17 protein-coding genes and 1 pseudogene are annotated in these 18,429 nt (G+C 62.8%); 7 read left to right on the top strand and 11 right to left on the bottom strand.

Features of this window, described 5'->3' with window-relative positions; all coding sequences use genetic code 11:
- Nucleotides 1–20: 20 nt before the first annotated feature.
- From H163_RS0100885 to kdpF, 7 genes are all read right to left on the bottom strand, one after another.
- Nucleotides 21–686, bottom strand: coding sequence for a dienelactone hydrolase family protein (locus H163_RS0100885; protein WP_244296071.1), 666 nt, complete (start codon nucleotides 684–686; stop codon nucleotides 21–23).
- An 86-nt stretch (nucleotides 687–772) separates the two neighbouring features.
- Nucleotides 773–1,474: a response regulator gene (locus H163_RS0100880; RefSeq protein ID WP_019962648.1), complete on the bottom strand. Its 702-nt coding sequence runs from the start codon at nucleotides 1,472–1,474 to the stop codon at nucleotides 773–775.
- Nucleotides 1,471–4,152 carry a sensor histidine kinase gene (locus H163_RS0100875; RefSeq protein WP_019962647.1) on the bottom strand — a complete coding sequence of 894 codons (2,682 nt, stop codon included), beginning with the start codon at nucleotides 4,150–4,152 and terminating at the stop codon, nucleotides 1,471–1,473. The genes H163_RS0100880 and H163_RS0100875 overlap by 4 nt, the downstream gene beginning before the upstream one ends.
- Before the next feature lie 5 nt (nucleotides 4,153–4,157).
- On the bottom strand, nucleotides 4,158–4,727 hold the full coding sequence (gene kdpC, locus H163_RS0100870; protein ID WP_019962646.1) for a potassium-transporting ATPase subunit KdpC: 570 nt from the start codon (nucleotides 4,725–4,727) through the stop codon (nucleotides 4,158–4,160).
- A 4-nt stretch (nucleotides 4,728–4,731) separates the two neighbouring features.
- Nucleotides 4,732–6,795, bottom strand: coding sequence for a potassium-transporting ATPase subunit KdpB (kdpB, locus tag H163_RS0100865; protein WP_019962645.1), 2,064 nt, complete (start codon nucleotides 6,793–6,795; stop codon nucleotides 4,732–4,734).
- A gap of 13 nt (nucleotides 6,796–6,808) precedes the next feature.
- Complete coding sequence (gene kdpA, locus H163_RS0100860) at nucleotides 6,809–8,518, bottom strand: potassium-transporting ATPase subunit KdpA (RefSeq protein ID WP_019962644.1); 1,710 nt, start codon at nucleotides 8,516–8,518, stop codon at nucleotides 6,809–6,811.
- Nucleotides 8,519–8,537: 19 nt separating this feature from the next.
- A complete protein-coding gene (gene kdpF, locus H163_RS23860; protein ID WP_197717589.1) occupies nucleotides 8,538–8,639 on the bottom strand; it encodes a K(+)-transporting ATPase subunit F in 102 nt (33 codons plus the stop codon).
- A 317-nt stretch (nucleotides 8,640–8,956) separates the two neighbouring features.
- Between kdpF and H163_RS0100845 the strand changes: the two genes are divergently transcribed.
- Nucleotides 8,957–9,487, top strand: coding sequence for a CreA family protein (locus tag H163_RS0100845; RefSeq protein WP_019962643.1), 531 nt, complete (start codon nucleotides 8,957–8,959; stop codon nucleotides 9,485–9,487).
- A 21-nt stretch (nucleotides 9,488–9,508) separates the two neighbouring features.
- Here the strand turns inward: H163_RS0100845 and H163_RS21870 are convergent, their stop codons facing one another.
- Nucleotides 9,509–9,859 (bottom strand): ArsR/SmtB family transcription factor, encoded by a 351-nt coding sequence (locus H163_RS21870; protein WP_019962642.1) that lies wholly within the window; start codon nucleotides 9,857–9,859, stop codon nucleotides 9,509–9,511.
- Nucleotides 9,860–9,953: 94 nt separating this feature from the next.
- On the bottom strand, nucleotides 9,954–10,142 hold the full coding sequence (locus tag H163_RS0100835) for a hypothetical protein (RefSeq protein ID WP_026355305.1): 189 nt from the start codon (nucleotides 10,140–10,142) through the stop codon (nucleotides 9,954–9,956).
- Between the two features lie 360 nt (nucleotides 10,143–10,502).
- Between H163_RS0100835 and cysS the strand changes: the two genes are divergently transcribed.
- The 6 genes and pseudogenes from cysS (at nucleotide 10,503) to cimA (ending at nucleotide 16,093) form a co-directional block, all read left to right on the top strand.
- Nucleotides 10,503–12,095, top strand: a complete 1,593-nt coding sequence (cysS, locus tag H163_RS0100830; RefSeq protein WP_019962640.1) for a cysteine--tRNA ligase — start codon at nucleotides 10,503–10,505, stop codon at nucleotides 12,093–12,095.
- A gap of 74 nt (nucleotides 12,096–12,169) precedes the next feature.
- Nucleotides 12,170–12,298 (top strand): annotated as a pseudogene (locus H163_RS24230) (CysS/YqeB C-terminal domain-containing protein); the annotation flags it as partial.
- A gap of 317 nt (nucleotides 12,299–12,615) precedes the next feature.
- Complete coding sequence (locus H163_RS0100820; protein WP_040677739.1) at nucleotides 12,616–12,996, top strand: endonuclease domain-containing protein; 381 nt, start codon at nucleotides 12,616–12,618, stop codon at nucleotides 12,994–12,996.
- On the top strand, nucleotides 12,986–13,465 hold the full coding sequence (locus H163_RS0100815) for a GFA family protein (RefSeq protein WP_081625929.1): 480 nt from the start codon (nucleotides 12,986–12,988) through the stop codon (nucleotides 13,463–13,465). Before H163_RS0100820 ends, H163_RS0100815 begins: the two co-directional genes overlap by 11 nt.
- A gap of 37 nt (nucleotides 13,466–13,502) precedes the next feature.
- On the top strand, nucleotides 13,503–14,465 hold the full coding sequence (pip, locus tag H163_RS0100810) for a prolyl aminopeptidase (RefSeq protein WP_019962636.1): 963 nt from the start codon (nucleotides 13,503–13,505) through the stop codon (nucleotides 14,463–14,465).
- A 35-nt stretch (nucleotides 14,466–14,500) separates the two neighbouring features.
- Nucleotides 14,501–16,093 carry a citramalate synthase gene (cimA, locus tag H163_RS0100805; RefSeq protein WP_019962635.1) on the top strand — a complete coding sequence of 531 codons (1,593 nt, stop codon included), beginning with the start codon at nucleotides 14,501–14,503 and terminating at the stop codon, nucleotides 16,091–16,093.
- Nucleotides 16,094–16,149: 56 nt separating this feature from the next.
- Here the strand turns inward: cimA and H163_RS0100800 are convergent, their stop codons facing one another.
- Together H163_RS0100800 and H163_RS0100795 are read right to left on the bottom strand one after the other, a co-directional pair.
- Nucleotides 16,150–17,400, bottom strand: a complete 1,251-nt coding sequence (locus H163_RS0100800) for a diguanylate cyclase (protein ID WP_019962634.1) — start codon at nucleotides 17,398–17,400, stop codon at nucleotides 16,150–16,152.
- A gap of 227 nt (nucleotides 17,401–17,627) precedes the next feature.
- The gene (locus tag H163_RS0100795; protein WP_019962633.1) at nucleotides 17,628–18,233 is read right to left on the bottom strand and encodes an LOG family protein; all 606 of its coding nucleotides are present in this window, start codon (nucleotides 18,231–18,233) and stop codon (nucleotides 17,628–17,630) included.
- Nucleotides 18,234–18,429: the final 196 nt, after the last annotated feature.

The following is an 18,429-nucleotide window of genomic DNA, read 5'->3' as shown; positions in this document are numbered from 1 at the left end:
AGTTCTGCAAATGTGCAGGATTACCTGTTGAGATAGTCTGCCAGAAATTCTGCTGCCTGCCGGTGGGCTTCTACCGCATCTTGTGTACCGGACTTGAGGAAAAAGTCATGGCCACCGTCTTCATAAACGGCCAATTGCGACTGCCCGCCGAGCTTTTGCGCCGTTTCATGCAGGTTCTGGCCAATGGAGAGCGGAAACACCTTGTCATTGCTGCCCCAGATCAGCAGCAGCGGCGGCAGGGACTGGACCGGCTTTGAATAGCCATTGGGAAATCCTCCATCCACCAGCACCAGCGCATCTATGGCATCGTTGCCGGCAGAGGCTGCCGATGCGGTCTGGGCGCCCAGCGAGATGCCGAGAATGGCGGTCTTTCCGCCGTGCTGGGGCTGGTTCTTCAGAAATCGGGCTACCGCCTGAACTGAAGTCATCCAGTCCGCCCGCCGCTGGTCCTGATAGGCGATCCGGGCCTTTGCACCGCTCGCCCCTGCAATGGCGGCAAGATCCGCCTGCGAAAGCACATGCACCAGATAGGCATTGAGGCCGGCTGCCTGAAGCGTCTTGCCAAGGTCATCATAAGCCTGCGCCGCAAAGCCCCGGCTGCCGCTGAGGATCAGGACCGCCGGACAGTTGGCCCTGCCGCAGTCTCCGAAGCCCTCGACCAGAACCTCGCCCCCCGGACCAGTCACCGTGAATGGCTGCCTTTGCGGCTGGGCATTCGCGGAGAGAGACAGGAGAAGGGCCATAGAGCCCGCAAGAAAAAGCCGCACGCTTCTCATTCTTCGGTCATCAGCCGGTAGCCGACGCCGGGTTCCGTGCGAAGGATGGCGGGGGAGGCGGGGTCGCGCTCGATCTTCTGGCGCAATTGGCCGATGAAGACGCGCAGATACTGCAGGTCATCCCCGTGCGCCGGGCCCCAGACGGAGGTCAGCAGTATGCGATGGGTGACGACGCGCCCGGCGTGGCGGGAGAGCAGGGCAAGCAGGTCATATTCCTTCGGTGTCAGCCGGATCTCGCTGCCATCACGAGAGACAGTGCGGCGGATGGTATCGATCACAAGGCCGTCCGTCTCCAGCACCTGCGGCACGGCTTCGGCCTGTCCGTGGTGGCGCAGGGCGGTGCGGATGCGGGCGGTCAACTCACCGATGCCGAAGGGCTTTTCGATGTAATCATCGGCGCCCAGATCCAGCGCGGCGATCTTCTCGCTCTCCCGGTCGCGGGCGGAGAGGATGAGGATCGGCAGGGTGCTCCAGCCGCGCAGGCTGGCGATCACGTCCTTGCCGTCCATGTCCGGCAGGCCGAGATCAAGGATGACAAGATCAGGCGCGGCGGTGGCCACCGCCTTCAACGCCTCGCCGCCGGTTGCCGCTTCCACAACGTCATAGCCCGCAGCCGTTAGCGCAGGCTTGAGGAACCGCTGGATCTGCGGCTCATCGTCAACGACAAGGATGCGCGCGCCGGAGGATTGTCCTGTCATTCTGGCAATTTTCCTTCCTGTGCGGGACCGGCGGGAAAGCGCATGACCAGCCGGGTGCCCTTGCGCCGGATGGCCGGGCTTTCGGCATGGATGCGCCCGCCCATGGCATCCACGAAACCGCGTGCGATGGCAAGGCCAAGCCCGGTGCCGGGCGCCCGGCCATCCGCCTTGCCGCGCCGGTAGAACTTCTCGAACACCCGCTCCAGATCATCCGGCGGAATACCCTTGCCCAGATCTGTGACGGAAATGAGCACGTCCTCCCCGTCCTGCCGCGCATAGACGTTCACCGGCTCCTGCCCGCCATACTTGATGGCGTTGTCCAGAAGGTTGAACAGCACCTGACCCAGCAGCACGCTGTCGCCGCGGATCAGTGGCAGACCCGGCGCAATGCCGGTCTCGATCCCCCTGCCGGGGAAGTAACGCCTTGCCCGCTCGACGGAAGACTGGATCACATCGGTCACATCCAGCCATTCCTGCCGGGGCTTAAGGCTGCCGGCCTCGATCCTCGTCATGTCCAGCAGGTTGGCGACGAAGCGGCTCATGCGGCTGCTTTCCTCCTCGATGGATTGCAGCAGGTCATCCTGACTTTCCGGGCTCATGCGCCGGCCAAGCTGGCGCAGGCTGGTGACAGAGCCGGTGATTGTTGCCAGAGGTGTCCGCAGGTCATGCGAGATGGAAGACAGCAGCGCATCGCGGTAGCGCTCGCTCTCCTGCCGTGCGGTCTGGGCGGCGCTGGCTTCCGACAGGCGGGCCCGGTCGATGGCGATGGCTGTCTGGTCGAGAATGGCCGACAGCGCCCGTTCCTCATTGATGCCGATGCGCTCACCCGTCTGCTCCACACCGCAGACGCCAACAGGTCCGTGGGGGCTGAGCAGAGGGCGGAACTCGAAGCGGCAGTTGGGCAGCGTGCCGGTGCCGTGCCCGGCGCGCTCCTCCTTGTCCAGCGACCAGCGGGCAGCTGTCAGCGCGGTCACGTCCAGCTCCGTATCCGGCGGCCATGCGCCGGCAATGCGCAGGTCGCCGCTTTCCGGCGCCAGCATGACGATGTTGCGCTTCAGGCTGGCCTGCAACTGCGAGACAGAGGCCCAGATCACATCCTCGGCCTTTTCCGTGCCAGACAGCTTGCGCGAGAAATCATAGAGCGCCTGAAGCGCAGTCGCGCGCTTGCGCGCCGTTTCCGCCTGTTCGCGGATGCGCGAGGCAAAGCCGCCCGCAATCACGGCCACGCAAAAGAACACGAAGAACGAAAACACCTCGTGCGGCGCAGCGATGGTGAAGGTGTGGCGCGGGTTGATGAAGAAGAAATTGTAGCAGAGCGCCGAAAATATCACCGCCAGCAGGGCAGCCGTATAGCCTGAGGTGACGGCGGCTCCCAGAACCGCCAGCAGAAACAGCAGCGAGATGTTGGGCAGGTGCACGAAGAGGTCGATGATCTGCCCGAAGGCAGTGACGCCTGTGGCAAAAAGCAGGGCGGTTGCCGCTGCATGCGGCAGGTCCTTCCAGGAAAAACGCGGACGCCAGGCGATGGGGCGCGGTGTTTCCTTGCGCTCGGGGGTTACCAGATGCAGGCCAATGCCGGAGGCGCGGCGGGAGAGCGCTTCGGGCAGAGAGGGCGTGAAAAAGCGCCGCCAGCCCCGGTTCTTGCGCACGCCGATGACGATCTGCGTGGCATGTTCCCGCCTTGCAAGGCGCAGGATTTCCTCAACGAAATCCGTGCCAATGATCCGCCGGGTTTCTGCGCCCAGTTGTTCGGCCAGATGCAGAATATGTTCGATGCGGGCCAGATCCGGGCTGGTCTCTGCTTCCCGGTCGGCGCGCTCCACCGAAACCGCCATCCACGGTGCGTTGAGGCCGGAGGCGAGGCGGCTGGCCACCCGGACGACCTTCTCCGAAAGATCATCCGGCCCCACGCAAACGATCAGCCTTTCGCTCGTGGCCCAGGGCCCTTCGATGGCATGCTGCTTGAGAAAGTCGACCATCTGGTCATCGACACGGCCAGCCGTGCGCCGCAAGGCCAGCTCGCGCAGCGCGGTGAGGTTGCCGACCCGGAAGAAGCGTTCGGTCGCGCGGCGGGCGTTGTCCGGCAGGTAGACCTTGCCCTCTTGCAGGCGCTCGATCAACTCGGCAGGCGTCAGATCGACAAGGATCACCTCATCCGCCCGTTTCAGCACCACATCCGGCACCCGTTCACGCACGGTAACGCCGGTGATCTGGGTCACCAGATCGGCAAGGCTTTCCAGATGCTGAATGTTGAGCGCGGTCCAGACATCGATGCCGGCGCCGGTCAGTTCCTCGATGTCCTGATAGCGCTTCGGGTGGCGGCTGCCTTCCGGGTTGGAATGGGCCAGTTCATCGACGATCAGAATGCGCGGCCGGCGCGCGAGGGCGCCGTCCAGATCAAAGGTTTCGAGTATCCGCCCGCGGTGAGCCACCCGTTTGCGCGGCAGCACATCAAGCCCTTCCAGAAGGGCGGCGGTTTCGCTGCGTCCATGGGTTTCGACAACGCCGACGGCCACCTCGATGCCATCGGCTTTGAGGCGTTGCGCGCGGCTCAGCATGGCGAAGGTCTTGCCGACGCCCGGGGCTGCCCCGAGGAAGACCGTCAGCTTGCCGCGCCGGTCCTTGTCTGCAAGGGCAAGCAGGGCATCCGGGTCTGGCCTGCGGTCTTCCTCGGCCATGCGGCTCACTCCTTGAGGCTGTCGAGCGCCAGATTAAGCGCCAGCACGTTTACACGAGGTTCTCCGAACAGGCCAAGCAGCGGCTCTTCGGTGTGCTCGCGCAGCAGGGTTCTGACCTTCGCTTCGGCAATGCTGCGTGCCTGAGCAACGCGCGGCACCTGCGCCAGCGCGAAAGCTGGCGAGATATGCGGGTCAAGGCCGGAGCCCGAAGCCATAAGAGCGTCTGCGGGCAGGGGCGCACTCAAGCCGCTGGCGGTCAGCCTTGCGGCCTCTGCCTCCACCCGCGCCTTGAGGGCGGCGGATGTGGTGCCGAGGTTCGAGCCGGACGAGGCGCCTGCGTTGTAAGGCGTGTCCGGAGTTGCGGAAGGACGGGACCAGAAGTGGCGCGGATCACTGAAGGCCTGACCGATGTAGAGCGAGCCTGCGGGCTTCCCGTCCCGCTCCATCAGGCTGCCGTTGGCTGCCCCAGGCATCAGAACCTGCGCGGCTCCGGTGATGGCGAGCGGATAAGCCAGTCCGGTCAGGACGGTCATGGCGAGCGTGAGCACGATGGCGGGTCTGAGATGGTTCAGCATGGGGTTACACCAGATTGAGGGCGCTGACGGCCATGTCGATCAGCTTGATGCCTGCGAAAGGCAGGATCAGGCCGCCGAGGCCATAGATGGCAAGGTTCCGGCGCAGCAGGGAGGCCGCGCCTGCCGGACGGTAGGCAACGCCCTTCAGCGCCAGCGGGATCAGGGCCACGATGATCAGTGCGTTGAAAATCACCGCAGACAGGATGGCCGAGCGCGGTGAGGCGAGGCCCATGATGTTGAGGCTGCCAAGTGCCGGATAGGCGGCGATGAACAGCGCCGGGATGATGGCGAAGTACTTGGCCACATCATTGGCGATGGAGAAGGTGGTCAGCGAGCCGCGTGTCATGAGCAACTGTTTGCCGATCTCCACGATCTCGATGAGCTTGGTGGGGCTGGAGTCCAGATCCACCATGTTGGCAGCTTCGCGGGCTGCCTGGGTGCCGGTCTGCATGGCAACACCCACGTCTGCCTGCGCAAGGGCAGGGGCATCGTTGGTGCCATCGCCGCACATGGCGATCAGGCGCCCGCCCGGCTGCTCGCGGCGGATATACGCCAGCTTGTCTTCGGGCGTAGCGCTGGCCAGAAAGTCATCGACGCCAGCTTCCGAGGCGATTGCAGCGGCTGTGACCGGATTGTCGCCGGTGACCATGACCGTGCGGATGCCCATGGCGCGCAGGGCGGCAAACCGCTCCTTGATGCCGGGCTTGACCACGTCCTTGAGGTGGATGACGCCGAGCAGCCGCTTGCCATCGGCCACCGCCAGCGGCGTGCCGCCGCTGCGGGCGATCCGGTCCACGGCGCGGGAGAACTCTGCCGGAGCCGTTGCTGCCGTGAGGCCTGTGAAGGCCAGCACCGCATCCACCGCCCCCTTGCGCAGGCGGCGCTCTCCCATGTCCACGCCGGACAGGCGCGTCTCGGCGGAGAAAGCAATGACGGCATCAGGCGTTACCTGCGGCAGGGCGATGCCGAAGTCACCGGTGGCGAGGGCAACGATGGAGCGGCCTTCGGGAGTTTCGTCGGAAAGGCTGGCCAGAAGCGCTGCTTCCGCCAGTTCGGGAATGCTGACGCCGGGCGCAGCGGCAAAATCGCTGGCCATGCGGTTGCCGAAGGTGATTGTACCGGTCTTGTCGAGCAGCAGCGTATCCACGTCGCCTGCGGCCTCAACCGCACGGCCCGAGGTGGCAATGACGTTGAAGCGCACCAGCCGGTCCATGCCTGCAATGCCGATGGCTGACAGCAGCCCGCCGATGGTGGTGGGGATCAGCGTGACCAGCAGGGCTGCCAGCACGGTGACGGAAATGACCGCGCCAGAATAGGCGGCAAGGCCCCAGATGGCGGTGCAGACGAAGAGGAAGATCAGCGTCAGGCCCGACAGCAGGATCGACAGGGCGATTTCGTTCGGCGTCTTCTGGCGCTGGGCGCCTTCGATGAGGGCGATCATCCGGTCCACGAAACTGGAGCCCGGGGCGACCGTGATGCGCACACGGATCTCGTCGGACAGCACCTCCGTGCCGCCTGTCACCGCCGAGCGGTCGCCGCCCGATTCACGGATGACAGGGGCCGATTCACCGGTGATGGCGCTTTCGTTGACCGTGGCAACGCCCTCGATCACCTCGCCATCGCCCGGGATCAGCTCCCCGGCTGCCACCAGCACCTCGTCACCTACGGAAAGGCTGGCGGCGGGGATGCTTTCCGTACCGCCGTCCGGCCCCAGCCGCCGGGCGGTGAGTTCGGACTTGGTGCGCTTCAGGCTGTCTGCCTGCGCCCGCCCGCGTCCTTCGGCCACGGCTTCGGCGAAGGTGGCGAAAAGCACCGTGAACCACAGCCATGCGGCAATCTGGCCGGAGAAGACGGTGTCTTCCGCTCCCAGCACCAGATCACGGGCGAACAGCACGGTCACCAGTGCCGCCACCACTTCGGTGACGAAGATGACCGGATTGCGCACCAGCTGGCGCGGGTCCAGCTTCACGACCGCATCACGCAAGGCGGGAAGCAGAATGGCGGGGGAGAGCATGTTCGGGCCGTGAGGCAGCTTCTGCCCCTTGGCATCCCTTGTGTCAGTGGACATGGGAATAACCCTTTCAGAAGGTCTGGCCGGCAAGCATCGCCAGGTGTTCGGCAATGGGACCGAGGGCGAGAGCCGGGAAGAACTGCAGACCGCCGAGAATGAGGATGATGGCGATGAGAAGGCCGGTGAACAGCGGCCCATCAGTCGGGAACGTGCCGGAGGAGGCGGGAACCTTGACCTTGGCGGCCAAAGACCCGGCGATCGCCATCACGGGCACTGCATAGGCAAAGCGGCCAAGCAGCATGGAGAGCCCGAGGGTGGTGTTGTACCAGGGCGTGTTGCCACTGAGCCCGCCGAAGGCCGAGCCATTGTTGCCCGCAGCCGAGGTATAGGCATAAAGCATCTCCGACAGGCCGTGCGGACCACCGGTGCCAAGGCTGGCAAGGGCTGTGGGCAGCATGGCGGACACGGCCGTGAACCCGAGGATCACCAGCGGCAGGATGAGCACGGCCAGCATGGCAAACTTCATCTCGCGCCCGTCGATCTTCTTGCCCAGAAACTCCGGTGTGCGGCCCACCATGAGGCCCGCCACGAAGACCGAGAGCAGGGCAAAGACGAGCATGCCATAGAGGCCCGAGCCCACGCCGCCCGGCAGAACCTCGCCAAGCTGGATCAGGAACATCGGCACCAGCCCGCCAAGGCCGGTGAATGACCCGTGCATGCCATTGACGCCGCCATTGGAAAGGCCCGTGGTGACGGCGGCATAGAGCGCGGTCATGGCCTGACCGAAGCGCACTTCCTTGCCTTCCATGTTGCCGCCCGCCGCATCCGCGCCAAGGGCGGTCAGGATCGGGTTGCCTTGCGTTTCGGCCCAGTAGATGACGGCAACGCCAGCGATCAGCAGCAGCGCCATGGCACTGAGCAGCGCCCAGGCCTGACGGCGGCAGTCTGCCATCACGCCAAAGGCATAAACGAGGGCGGACGACACGCTCAGCATGGCGAACATGTTGAGATAGTTGGAGAAGGCCGTCGGATTTTCGAACGGATGGGCGGCGTTGACGTTGAAGAAGCCACCGCCGTTCGTGCCAAGCTGCTTGATGGCTTCCTGGCTGGCGACGGGCCCGAGCGCAATCACCTGTTGCGCGCCTTCCAGCGTTGTCACCGTGGCAGACCCGTTCAGCGTCTGCGGCAGGCCCAAGGCAACGAAGAGGAGGGCCACGAGGATGGCCAGCGGCAGCAGGATGTAAAGCACCGCCCGGGTCATGTCGGCCCAGAAGTTGCCAAGCGTGCTGGCCTTGGAGCGGGCGAAGGCGCGGGTGAAGGCGACAGCCAGCGCCATGCCGGTGGCGGCGGACAGGAAGTTCTGCACCGTCAGTCCGGCCATCTGGCTGAAGTGGCTCAGTGTGGTCTCACCGCCATAGTTCTGCCAGTTGGTGTTGGTGACGAAGGAGGCAGCCGTGTTGAAGGCAAGGTCCGCCGGCATGCCGGAAAAGCCCTGCGGATTGAACGGCAGCAGGTGCTGCAGCCGCAGGATGGCATAAAGGGCAAGGAAGCCCGTCAGCGAAAAGGTCAGCATGGCAAGCGTGTAGCCAAGCCAGCCCTGTTCCCGCTGCGGATCAATGCCGGAAGCCTTGTGGAAGCCGCTCTCGATGGGCCCGAGAACAGGTGAAAGCCAAGTGCGCCTGCCTGAAAAGACATAGGCCATGTAAAGCCCGAGAGGCTTGATGATGGCGAGAACGGCCAGAAAGAACAGGCCGATCTGCAGCCAGCCAGAAAGGGTCATGGGTGCGCTCCGTAGAGGATCAGAACCGCTCGGGCCGCAGCAGCGTAACCACGAGGTAGATGCCAAGGCCGCAAACCACGGCGAGGCCGGACAAAAGCTCGAACATGGCTTTCGTCCTCACAGCCGGTCAAGGCCGCGGGCATAGAGCGCAAGCACCCCCAGGCAGCCGCAGCCAATCGCGAGAAAGATGATGTCGGACATGATCCGGTCTCCTGTTGTGACCGGCTCAAAATCGCCGCAAACGGCATCAGGGTTCGATTGGGAAGTCAGTCAGGGCGCATAAGGAAAACATAAAGGCCAGCCTCCTGCTGAAACTGGCCTTGCAGGCGGCGCACCCCGTGCGGCTGTGGCTGCAGCTTGTGCCCGCTATGGAAAATTGCTGCGGGAGCGGCCACATAAGAGGAACATTGATCTGCGTGACAGGAAAGGGCAACGGGCATGAGCATCAGACACGGAGGCGTGGCCGCAAGGCTCGCAGGTGGTCTTTTGGCTGTTCTGCTGGCAGCAGGCACGGCTCTCGCGGCAGAAGAGCCGGATCTCATCTTCAAGAAGTCCACCGTGTGGAAGTTCCTCACGCCTGACCACAAGCTTGCAACCTATGCCATCGACGATCCGGTGGTGGAGGGCGTCGCCTGTCATTTCACCGTCCCGGAAAAGGGTGGCATTGACGGCTGGCTCGGCATTGCCGAGGAGGTGTCGGACATTTCGCTCGCCTGCCGTCAGGTCGGGCCGGTCAGCTTCAAGGCGCGTTTCGAGCAGGGCGAGGAGGTGTTCCGCCAGCGCCGGTCGTTCCTGTTCAAGAAGATGCGGATCGTGCGCGGCTGCGACACCAAGCGCAATGTGCTGGTCTATCTCGTCTATTCCGACAAGCTGGTGGAAGGCAGCCCGAAGAACTCCACCTCGACCGTTCCCATCATGCCCTGGGGCAGTGGCGAAGCGCCGCGCTGTGCTGATTTTCTGGATAAATGACAGGCAGAAGCCCGCACTGGCTTACAGCGCGGGCTCTTCCTCGTCCTCGGTCTGCGGGGCTTCCTGAGGCTTTGCATCGGGCGAGCAGAAATGCGCGTAAAGCACCGCCATGACATCGCGTGCCGCATCACTCGCCAGCCGGTAATAGATCGTCGTGCCTTCCCGCCGGGTGCGAACGAGCCCCTGCGCGCGCAGCAGGCTGAGCTGCTGGGAGACGGTGGGCATACGCATGCCGGTCTGTTCGGCCAGATCGCCGACCTTGCACTCCCGGTCGGCCATCATGCACAGGAGCATCAGCCTCGGCGTCGAGGCGATGGTTTTGAGAAACTGTGTGGCCGCTTCGGCCTTTTCTTCCAGAGCCTTGGTTTCCATGGGCGCAAGATGGCACCTAGACCCGATTGTTTCAAGCCGCGCCGTCACACTGTCTTCAGGCTTTCTGAAAGAGCGCTGCAGCCTGCCGGTGCGCTCAGCCCCGGATCATCGCCGGCAGCAGGATGTGGCCGGCACCGCAGCTGACGCCGGTGGTCATGCACATGCTCTTCTGGGCGGAGACGCCGAAGGGCATCGGCTTGCTGGAGGCAAGGGCTGCAAGGCCGGCGAAGGGGGAGGCGATGATGGCGAGAACGAAGCAGACCGAGACAAGACGTGCAAACATGACAGGCCCCATTTTCATCTTGCCCGGCCGCTGCGGCGGGCTGTGTTCAACTCATGGCGCTACTGTGGCAGGGGCGCGCTGAACCGGGTCTGAGGGGCAAATTCAGCTGGCGTTCAGCTTCGTGAACAGGTGTTTGGATCCTGAGGGAACCGGGCCCCTGGGCCTGCGCGGCGCGGCAGATGAATGCTTGACCGGAAACGGGAAACCGGTCACAACAGAGCCATGAATACGGCCAGCCGGACCCTCATTCCGATCACCATTATTTGCAGCTAGCACCTCTGCTGGCTGTGGCCGTTCCCTCCTTGCGCCAATTCCAAAGAGACGGACGCCCCCGGCCAGCAGGCCAGGAGACGACGTGTCATGACGAATGCCAGCCCGGACGCCCCGGTTCTGCGCCTGACCAATACGCTGACCCGGACGAAGGATGTCTTCCATCCAATCGATCCGCAGAACGTGCGCATGTATGTGTGCGGACCGACGGTCTATGACTTTGCCCATATCGGCAATGCCCGGCCCGTCATTGTCTTTGACGTGCTCTACCGCCTGCTGCGCCATCTCTACGGGGCCGATCACGTCACCTATGTGCGCAACATCACGGACGTGGATGACAAGATCAACGCCCGCGCCCTGCGTGACTTTCCCGGCCTGCCGCTGAACGATGCCATCGCACGGGTGACCTCCACCACGGCGGACCAGTTCCACGCGGACGTGAAGGCGCTGGGCTGCCTTGAGCCGAACCATGAGCCGCGCGCGACCCAGCACATTGCGGGCATGGTTTCGATGATCGAGACGCTGATTGTCCGCGGCCATGCCTATGTGGCTCAGACGCAAGATGGCGGCGAGGTGCTGTTCGACACCGGCTCGATGGAGGCCTATGGCCAGCTCTCCAAGCGCAATCTGGAAGAGCAGAGGGCAGGCGCGCGCATTGCCGTCGATGCCCACAAGAAGAACCCGGGCGACTTCGTGCTGTGGAAGCTGTCTTCCCCGGAAGAGCCGGGCTGGGACAGCCCCTGGGGCCGTGGCCGCCCCGGCTGGCACATCGAATGCTCGGTCATGAGCGCCCATCACCTGGGTGAGGTGTTCGACATCCACGGCGGCGGGCTGGATCTGATCTTCCCGCACCACGAAAACGAAATCGCCCAGTCCTGCTGCGCCCATGGCACCAGCGTGATGGCAAACTTCTGGCTGCACAACGGTTTCGTGCAGGTGGAAGGGCGCAAGATGTCCAAGTCCGAGGGCAACTTCGTCACCATCCACGACCTGCTGCACACGGAAAAATTCGGCGGCCGCAAATGGCCCGGCGAAGTGCTGCGCCTTGCCATGCTGATGACTCATTACCGCGAGCCGATTGATTTCTCGGTGAAACGGCTGGAGGAGGCGGAAGCCTTGCTGCAGAGCTGGGCGTCGTTGATTCAGACCGTTAACATCGGACTGATCAGAGCCAAGCCTTCAGATGAAGTTGTAAATGTGTTGGCAAATGATCTGAATACGCCAGAGGTTGTTCAATCCTTTGCGCATCGAGCCGCAGCAATCAGAGCGGGGGAGGGTTCACTTGAGCAATTTGCAGCTGACTTGTGCTTCGTAACGGGTGCACCCTTTAAAGAAATTCAGGCCTGGTACGATTTACCCCAGGAACAGTTTGACATTGCAGATCAGAAGTTCGGTGAAATTTTGGATCGTGAAGGTCAGCCTTTTCTTATTCAGCGTCCAATGATTAAGGATTATGTTGCCGCCTCTACATTAGGGCTTGAGCCTGACGCGATTAAGCTGAAACTGAGGCTTCGCTCTAGCTACATTGATGAAAAGAATTGGGCCGAAGCTGATCGCATCCGCGACGAACTTTCTGTCATGGGCATTCAACTCAAGGACAGCAAGGACGCCGCTACCGGGAAGCGCGTGACCACATGGGAGGTGAAAATCGCAGGCGAACTTAAACTCCCCGGGCTTAGATAAGTTAGGGCAATGATGGACCGCAAAGCTTGTCTCTGTATTTCAGGATCTGCAGATTGACGAAAATATTCGCCAGTCTTGAAGCCAAAAACTGGGCCGAAGCCGACCGCATCCGCGACGAACTCTCTGCCATGGGCATCCAGCTCAAGGACGGCAAGGACGCTGCAACGGGCAAGCGTGTAACCACGTGGGAGGTGAAGCGCTGAGCCAGCTGCAGGCCGCAGCCTCCCTCTCCCCCCTTGAGGGGGAGATGCCCCCGGCAGGGGGCAGAGGGGGGTAACGGACTGTCCGCTTGCAAGAGAGATTGTGCTGCGTTGAAGTGCTGCTACCCCCCTCTGTCTGCTGGCGCAGACATCTCCCCCTCAAGGGGGGAGAGGGGCGCTGCGGCAAAAGGTGGGCGCGTTCCTCTTCCTCACGCGCAATGTAAACGCCGCTCTCAAGGGGAATGCGGACTGATTGGTGATGTTGGAGGAACATTGCTCCTTTCAAAAAGGGGAGCGGGGTATGGGCTGGAGAAAACGGCATGCCGCATCACAAGGTACCGCAAGCCTTGAGGGGGCAGGCAAAGCGCATGCGCGGAGATTTGACAGAGGCTGAGCGCCGCTTCTGGCACGCTGTTCGGGCGCATCGGCTGAATGGCATTGCCTTTCGCAGGCAGATGCCGATTGCAGGATACATCGCTGACTTTGCAGCGCCGGAATACAAGCTTGTCGTCGAGATCGACGGCGGCCAGCATGGAATGGCGGACGGTTTGACGCGGGACGAGCGCAGGGATGGCGTGATGCGGGATTTGGGGTGGACGGTCCTGCGGTTCTGGAACCGTGACGTTCTGGCCAATCTCAACGCCGTGCTGGAAACGGTACTGGCGAGTTGCAACAGGGAGAGACCAAATCATGATCAATGAACGGTCTGGCGGGTGCCAGTGCGGGGCGGTGCGGTTCCGGGTGCGGGGGCAGCTGGGGCATGCGTCGGTGTGCCATTGCCGCATGTGCCAGAAGGCCTTTGGCGGCTTCTATGCGCCGCTGGTCTCGGTGCGCGAGGCGGACAGCGTGGAGTGGACGCGCGGGGAGCGGGCCATCTTCCGCAGTTCCAATGTGGTGTCGCGCGGCTTTTGTGCGGCTTGCGGCACGCCGCTGACCTATGAGGCGCCGGACGGCATGGCCATCGCCATTGCCGCCTTTGATGACCCGTCGGGGATCGTGCCCATCGTTGCCTATGGGGTGGAGGGCAAGCTGCCTTATGCGGATGCGGTGCCGGATCTGCCGGAACGCAAGACGGAGGAGGATTTTGCGGCGGCGGCGTTTCTGGCCTCCATCGTCAGCTTCCAGCACCCCGATCATGATACAGACGTCTGGCCGCCGGAGGCGGTTTGAGGAAGGCCTGAGAACGGCCTGAGGAAGGAATCATCCAATGACGGAATTGCGCGGCCTTTATCCTGAAATCGAGCCCTATGCCTCCGGCATGCTCGATGTGGGCGATGGTCACACCATCTACTGGGAGCGCTCCGGCACGCCGGGCAAAAAGCCGGCGGTGTTCCTGCATGGCGGGCCGGGCGGCGGCATTTCGCCGGCGCACAGGCGGCTGTTCCATCCGGATCACTATGACGTGCTGCTGTTCGACCAGCGCGGCTGCGGCCGCTCCACGCCCCACGCGGAACTGGAAGCCAACACCACCTGGCATCTGGTGGAGGACATCGAACGCCTGCGCAAGCTGGCGGGCGTGGACCAGTGGCTGGTCTTTGGCGGCTCCTGGGGCTCGACGCTGGCTCTGGCCTATGCGCAAACCTGTCCGCAGCGCGTGAGCGAACTGGTGCTGCGCGGCATCTACACGCTGACCAAGGCGGAATTGGACTGGTACTATCAGTTCGGCGTCTCCGAAATGTTCCCGGAGAAGTTCGAGCGCTTTCAGGCGCCGGTTCCGGAGAATGAGCGCCATGCGATGATGGCGGCTTACCAGCGCCTGCTGACCCATCCGGACAAGGCCGTGCGCGTGGAGGCGGCCAAGGCCTGGAGCCTGTGGGAGGGCGAGACCATCACCCTGCTGCCCAGCCTCGACAACAGCCAGCATTTTGGTGAGGACGAATTCGCCCATGCCTTTGCCCGCATCGAGAACCATTTCTTCATGCATGGCGGCTGGCTGGAAGAGGGACAGCTGCTGCGCGATGCGGGCAAGCTGAAGGACATTCCGGGTGTGATCGTCCATGGCCGCTACGACATGCCTTGCCCGGCGCGCTATGCCTATGGCCTGCACAAGGCCTGGCCGCGGGCGGATTTCCACCTCATCGAAGGGGCAGGGCATGCCTTCAACGAGCCGGGCATCCTCGACCGGCTGATCCGCGCCACCGACATGTTCGCAGGCCTCCCCGAGGCCTGAAGCTAAAAAAACAGCCAGAAACCGGTATCCAGACAATGACCCGCGAGAAACTCTACCTGTTCGACACCACGCTCCGTGACGGGGCGCAGACCAGCGGCATCGACTTTTCCATCGCGGAAAAGATCGCCATTGCCGAGCTTCTGGAGCGGCTGGGTGTCGATTACATCGAGGGCGGCTATCCGGGCGCGAACCCGACGGATACCGAGTTCTTCTCGGAGAAGCGGACGAAGACCGCCCGCTTCACCGCCTTCGGCATGACCAAGCGGGCAGGGCGCTCCGCCTCCAACGATCCGGGCCTGCAGCTGCTGCTGGAGGCCAAGGCGGATGCGAACTGCTTTGTGGCCAAGTCCTGGGACTACCACGTGGAAGTGGCGCTCGGCTGCACCAACGAGGAGAACCTCGAAAGCATCCGCGACACGGTGCAGGCGGCAGTTGCGGCCGGCCGCGAAGCCATGATCGACTGCGAGCATTTCTTCGATGGCTACAAGGCCAATCCGGACTACGCGCTGGCCTGCGCCCGCACCGCCTATGAATCGGGCGCGCGCTGGGTGGTGCTGTGCGATACCAACGGTGGCACCCTGCCGGGCGAGGTGAAGGAGATCATCGCCAAGGTGAAACAGGTGGTGCCGGGCAGTCATCTGGGCATCCACGCCCACAATGACACAGGTCAGGCGGTCGCCAATTCGCTGGCGGCGGTGGAAGCTGGCGTGCGCCAGATCCAGGGCACGCTCAACGGCATCGGTGAGCGCTGCGGCAATGCCAATCTGATCAGCTTGATCCCGACGCTGATGCTGAAGGCGCCTTACAGGGATACGCTGGAGCTTTCCGTCCGGCCGGAGCGGCTGAAGGACATCACGGCCATCTCGCACGCCTTTGACGAGATGCTGAACCGCGCCCCGGACCGGCACGCGCCCTATGTGGGCGAAAGTGCCTTTGCCACCAAGGCCGGCATCCATGCCTCGGCCCTGCTCAAGGACCCGAAGACCTATGAGCATGTGGAGCCGGAAAGCGTCGGCAACAAGCGCAAGGTGCTGGTGTCCGATCAGGCAGGCAAGAGCAACCTGCTGGGCGAGCTCTCCCGCCTTGGCATCGACGTTGACAAGGCGGATCCGAAGCTGGATGCGCTGCTGACGGAAGTGAAGGAGCGCGAGGCCAAGGGCTATGCCTATGAGGCGGCGGACGCGTCCTTCGAGCTGCTGGCGCGGCGTATTCTGGGCAAGGTGCCGCGTTTCTTCGAGGTGAAGTCCTTCCGTGTCATGGTGGAGCGGCGCTTCAATGCGGTGGGCGAGCAGGTCACCATGTCCGAGGCTGTGGTGAAGGTGGATATTGACGGGGAGACCCGCATGTCCGTCTGCGAGGGCAACGGCCCCGTCAATGCGCTGGATGGTGCCTTGCGCAAGGATCTGGGCAAGTATCAGTCAGCCATCGAGGGGCTGGAGCTCGTGGACTACAAGGTGCGTATCCTCGATGGCGGCACAGGCGCCATCACGCGCGTGCTGATCGAGAGCCACGACAAGACGACGCACCAGCGCTGGTTCACCATCGGCGTGTCCGCCAACATCGTCGATGCCTCGTTCCAGGCGCTGACTGACTCCATCACTTATGCACTGTTGAAGTCGGTGGGATAACCAGTCTGAACTTCACTCCCTCTGCTTCAGGCAGCAGGGGGAGTAAACGCTCAGGATCAGGAGGCAACCAGCTGGTTCCGGCCGGCGTCCTTCGCGCAATAGAGCCGGCTGTCGGAGGTGCGGATCGCTTCGGACAGGTCGTGGCCGGGAATGACAGACAGGCCAATGCTGGCAGCAATGCGGAAGGTCTGCTCGCCTGACGTGATGTCGAGATTCTGGAGACGGCAGCGGAACGCTTCCAGACGGGTCGTAACCTCTGCTTCGTTCGCTCCGCACAATACGGCGCAGAACTCGTCGCCGCCCAGCCGCACCGCCAGGCCTTCTTCACCTGCAAGCCGCAGAAGCTCGTCCGAAAGGGCAATCAGCGCCCGGTCCCCGGCCTCGTGACCGTAGGTATCGTTGACATGCTTGAACTTGTCGACGTCCACGAGGGCGAGCCAGCGGACCTCGCCGCGATCCTGCGCTTCGGACGCAAGCCGGATGCCCTCGCTGAACAGGAAACGGCGGTTGTAAAGCCCGGTCAAAGCGTCCCGGAAACTGCGGTCACTGAGATCGGCAAACCGGTCGATCACGTCGAGGTTCTGGGAAACCCGAAGCAGAAGCTCTTCCGGCGGGCAGCTCTTGTGCAGGAAGTCGCTGGCACCATACTTCAGGAAGCGGATGCGGTTTTCCATGTCTTCCGACCCGGAAATGCCGATGACTGCCAGAGACTCCCGGCTGCGCTTGCGCCGGATTGCCTTCAGGAAGGAGAAACCGTCCTCCTCAGGCATGAAGTAATCCACAATGACCAGCCGGATCTCAGGATAGTCCTGCAGGTGCTGCATGCCTTCCTTGGCCGATTTGGCCATGAACATCTTGTAGCGGTGCCGCGCGATCGTCTCGCTCATATAGGTCCGCTCGACGACTGCATCATCAATGACCAGCACGCCAATGGACGAGTTCCGGCCCAGCCGCTGCACCAGGTCGCCAAGATAGTCGAGGCTGGAGGGGCTGTCCTTGATGATGTAGTCGAGCACCCCCTTGTCACGCATGGCCTTGCGCAGGCCGGGTTCAAAGCGGCTGGTGAAGACCACGGTCGGGACCTTGTGCGCAATGCACAGATCTACGATCTGACCGTCCGGAGCATCTGGCAGGGTCAGGTCCACAAGGGCCAGATCGAAGGACTCGCCGCCGCCGTTGCCGAGCAGTGCTGCGGCCTGTGAAAGCGTCCGCGCGACCGTGACCCGGCGCTCTCCGATCTCAGCGAGTTTCTTGAGCGCAGCCTTCTCAAAGAAGGCGGCATCCTCGACGAGAAGGATCTTTTGCATTTTTGTCCGCCGGCATTGATAAAAGTAAGGGGAAGTGTGACCGGCAAATCCCAAACAAAGGGTTATCCCGAGGCGTCAATTTTTCTCAAATGACGGTTATGCCACGGGATCGTAGGAGCGGGAAAAATCCAGAATTTCAACAGTTTGACAAGAATTGCAGGAGACTGCGTGCGTGGAAGAGCCGCACACGCAGGGATATATTACCCGCAATTATACCGATGCGCGGATCAGAAGTTCTCAAGTCCTGCTTCTGCCTCAAGGGCTTGAGCCGTTTCCAGCCGCCCGCAGGCCTTTGCCAGCATGGGAATGATGCTGCTGATATCCTCCGTGACGAGATAGGGCACGTCCTGCTCGGGGCGGATAAAAGCCTCGTTGCGCATGTGATCCAGAAGTTGCAGAAGAGGCGACCAAAAGCTGTTGATATTGGCGAGGAGCACAGGCTTGCGGTGCTGGCCAAGCTGAGCCCAGGTCATCATCTCGATAACCTCTTCCAGAGTGCCGACGCCGCCGGGCAGCGCGACGAAAGCATCCGACTTCTGGAACATCAGCTTCTTGCGCTCGTGCATGTCACGGGTGACGATGAGATCGCTCACCTCATGCAGCATGACTTCACGCTGTTCCAGAAACTCCGGGATGATGCCGGTCACCTGTGCCCCATGATCGAGCGCCGACTTTGCGACCGCACCCATGAGGCCAACGGAACCGCCGCCATAGACGAGCGACAGTCCGGCCTCGCCGATCAAGCGGCCAAGACTGCGGGCAGCCTCCAGATAGGTTGCGTCATGGCCGAAGCTTGATCCGCAATAGACACAAATGCTTTTGAGATTCGTCATGCAAAAATGTTTCGCATTGGCGGACAGCCATGGTCAAGCATTGCCTTTGGTAACAAGGCCTGTGCGCCTTGTGCAAAACGCCGTTTGTGCGGCGAATCTGCTAGATCTTGTGGTGTTCTTCGTGAAACGCTGGGGAACTGTTCAGAAAATGGCTGTCTGGTGCAGCCGGGCATGTGGCAGGGGGCGAGTTGTGCGG

The organism is Pannonibacter phragmitetus DSM 14782 (genome assembly GCF_000382365.1).
GTDB classification, from domain to species: Bacteria; Pseudomonadota; Alphaproteobacteria; order Rhizobiales; family Stappiaceae; genus Pannonibacter; species Pannonibacter phragmitetus.
Note: the sequence above shows the minus strand (reverse complement) of the source record. Positions and strands in the feature narration are given on the sequence as shown.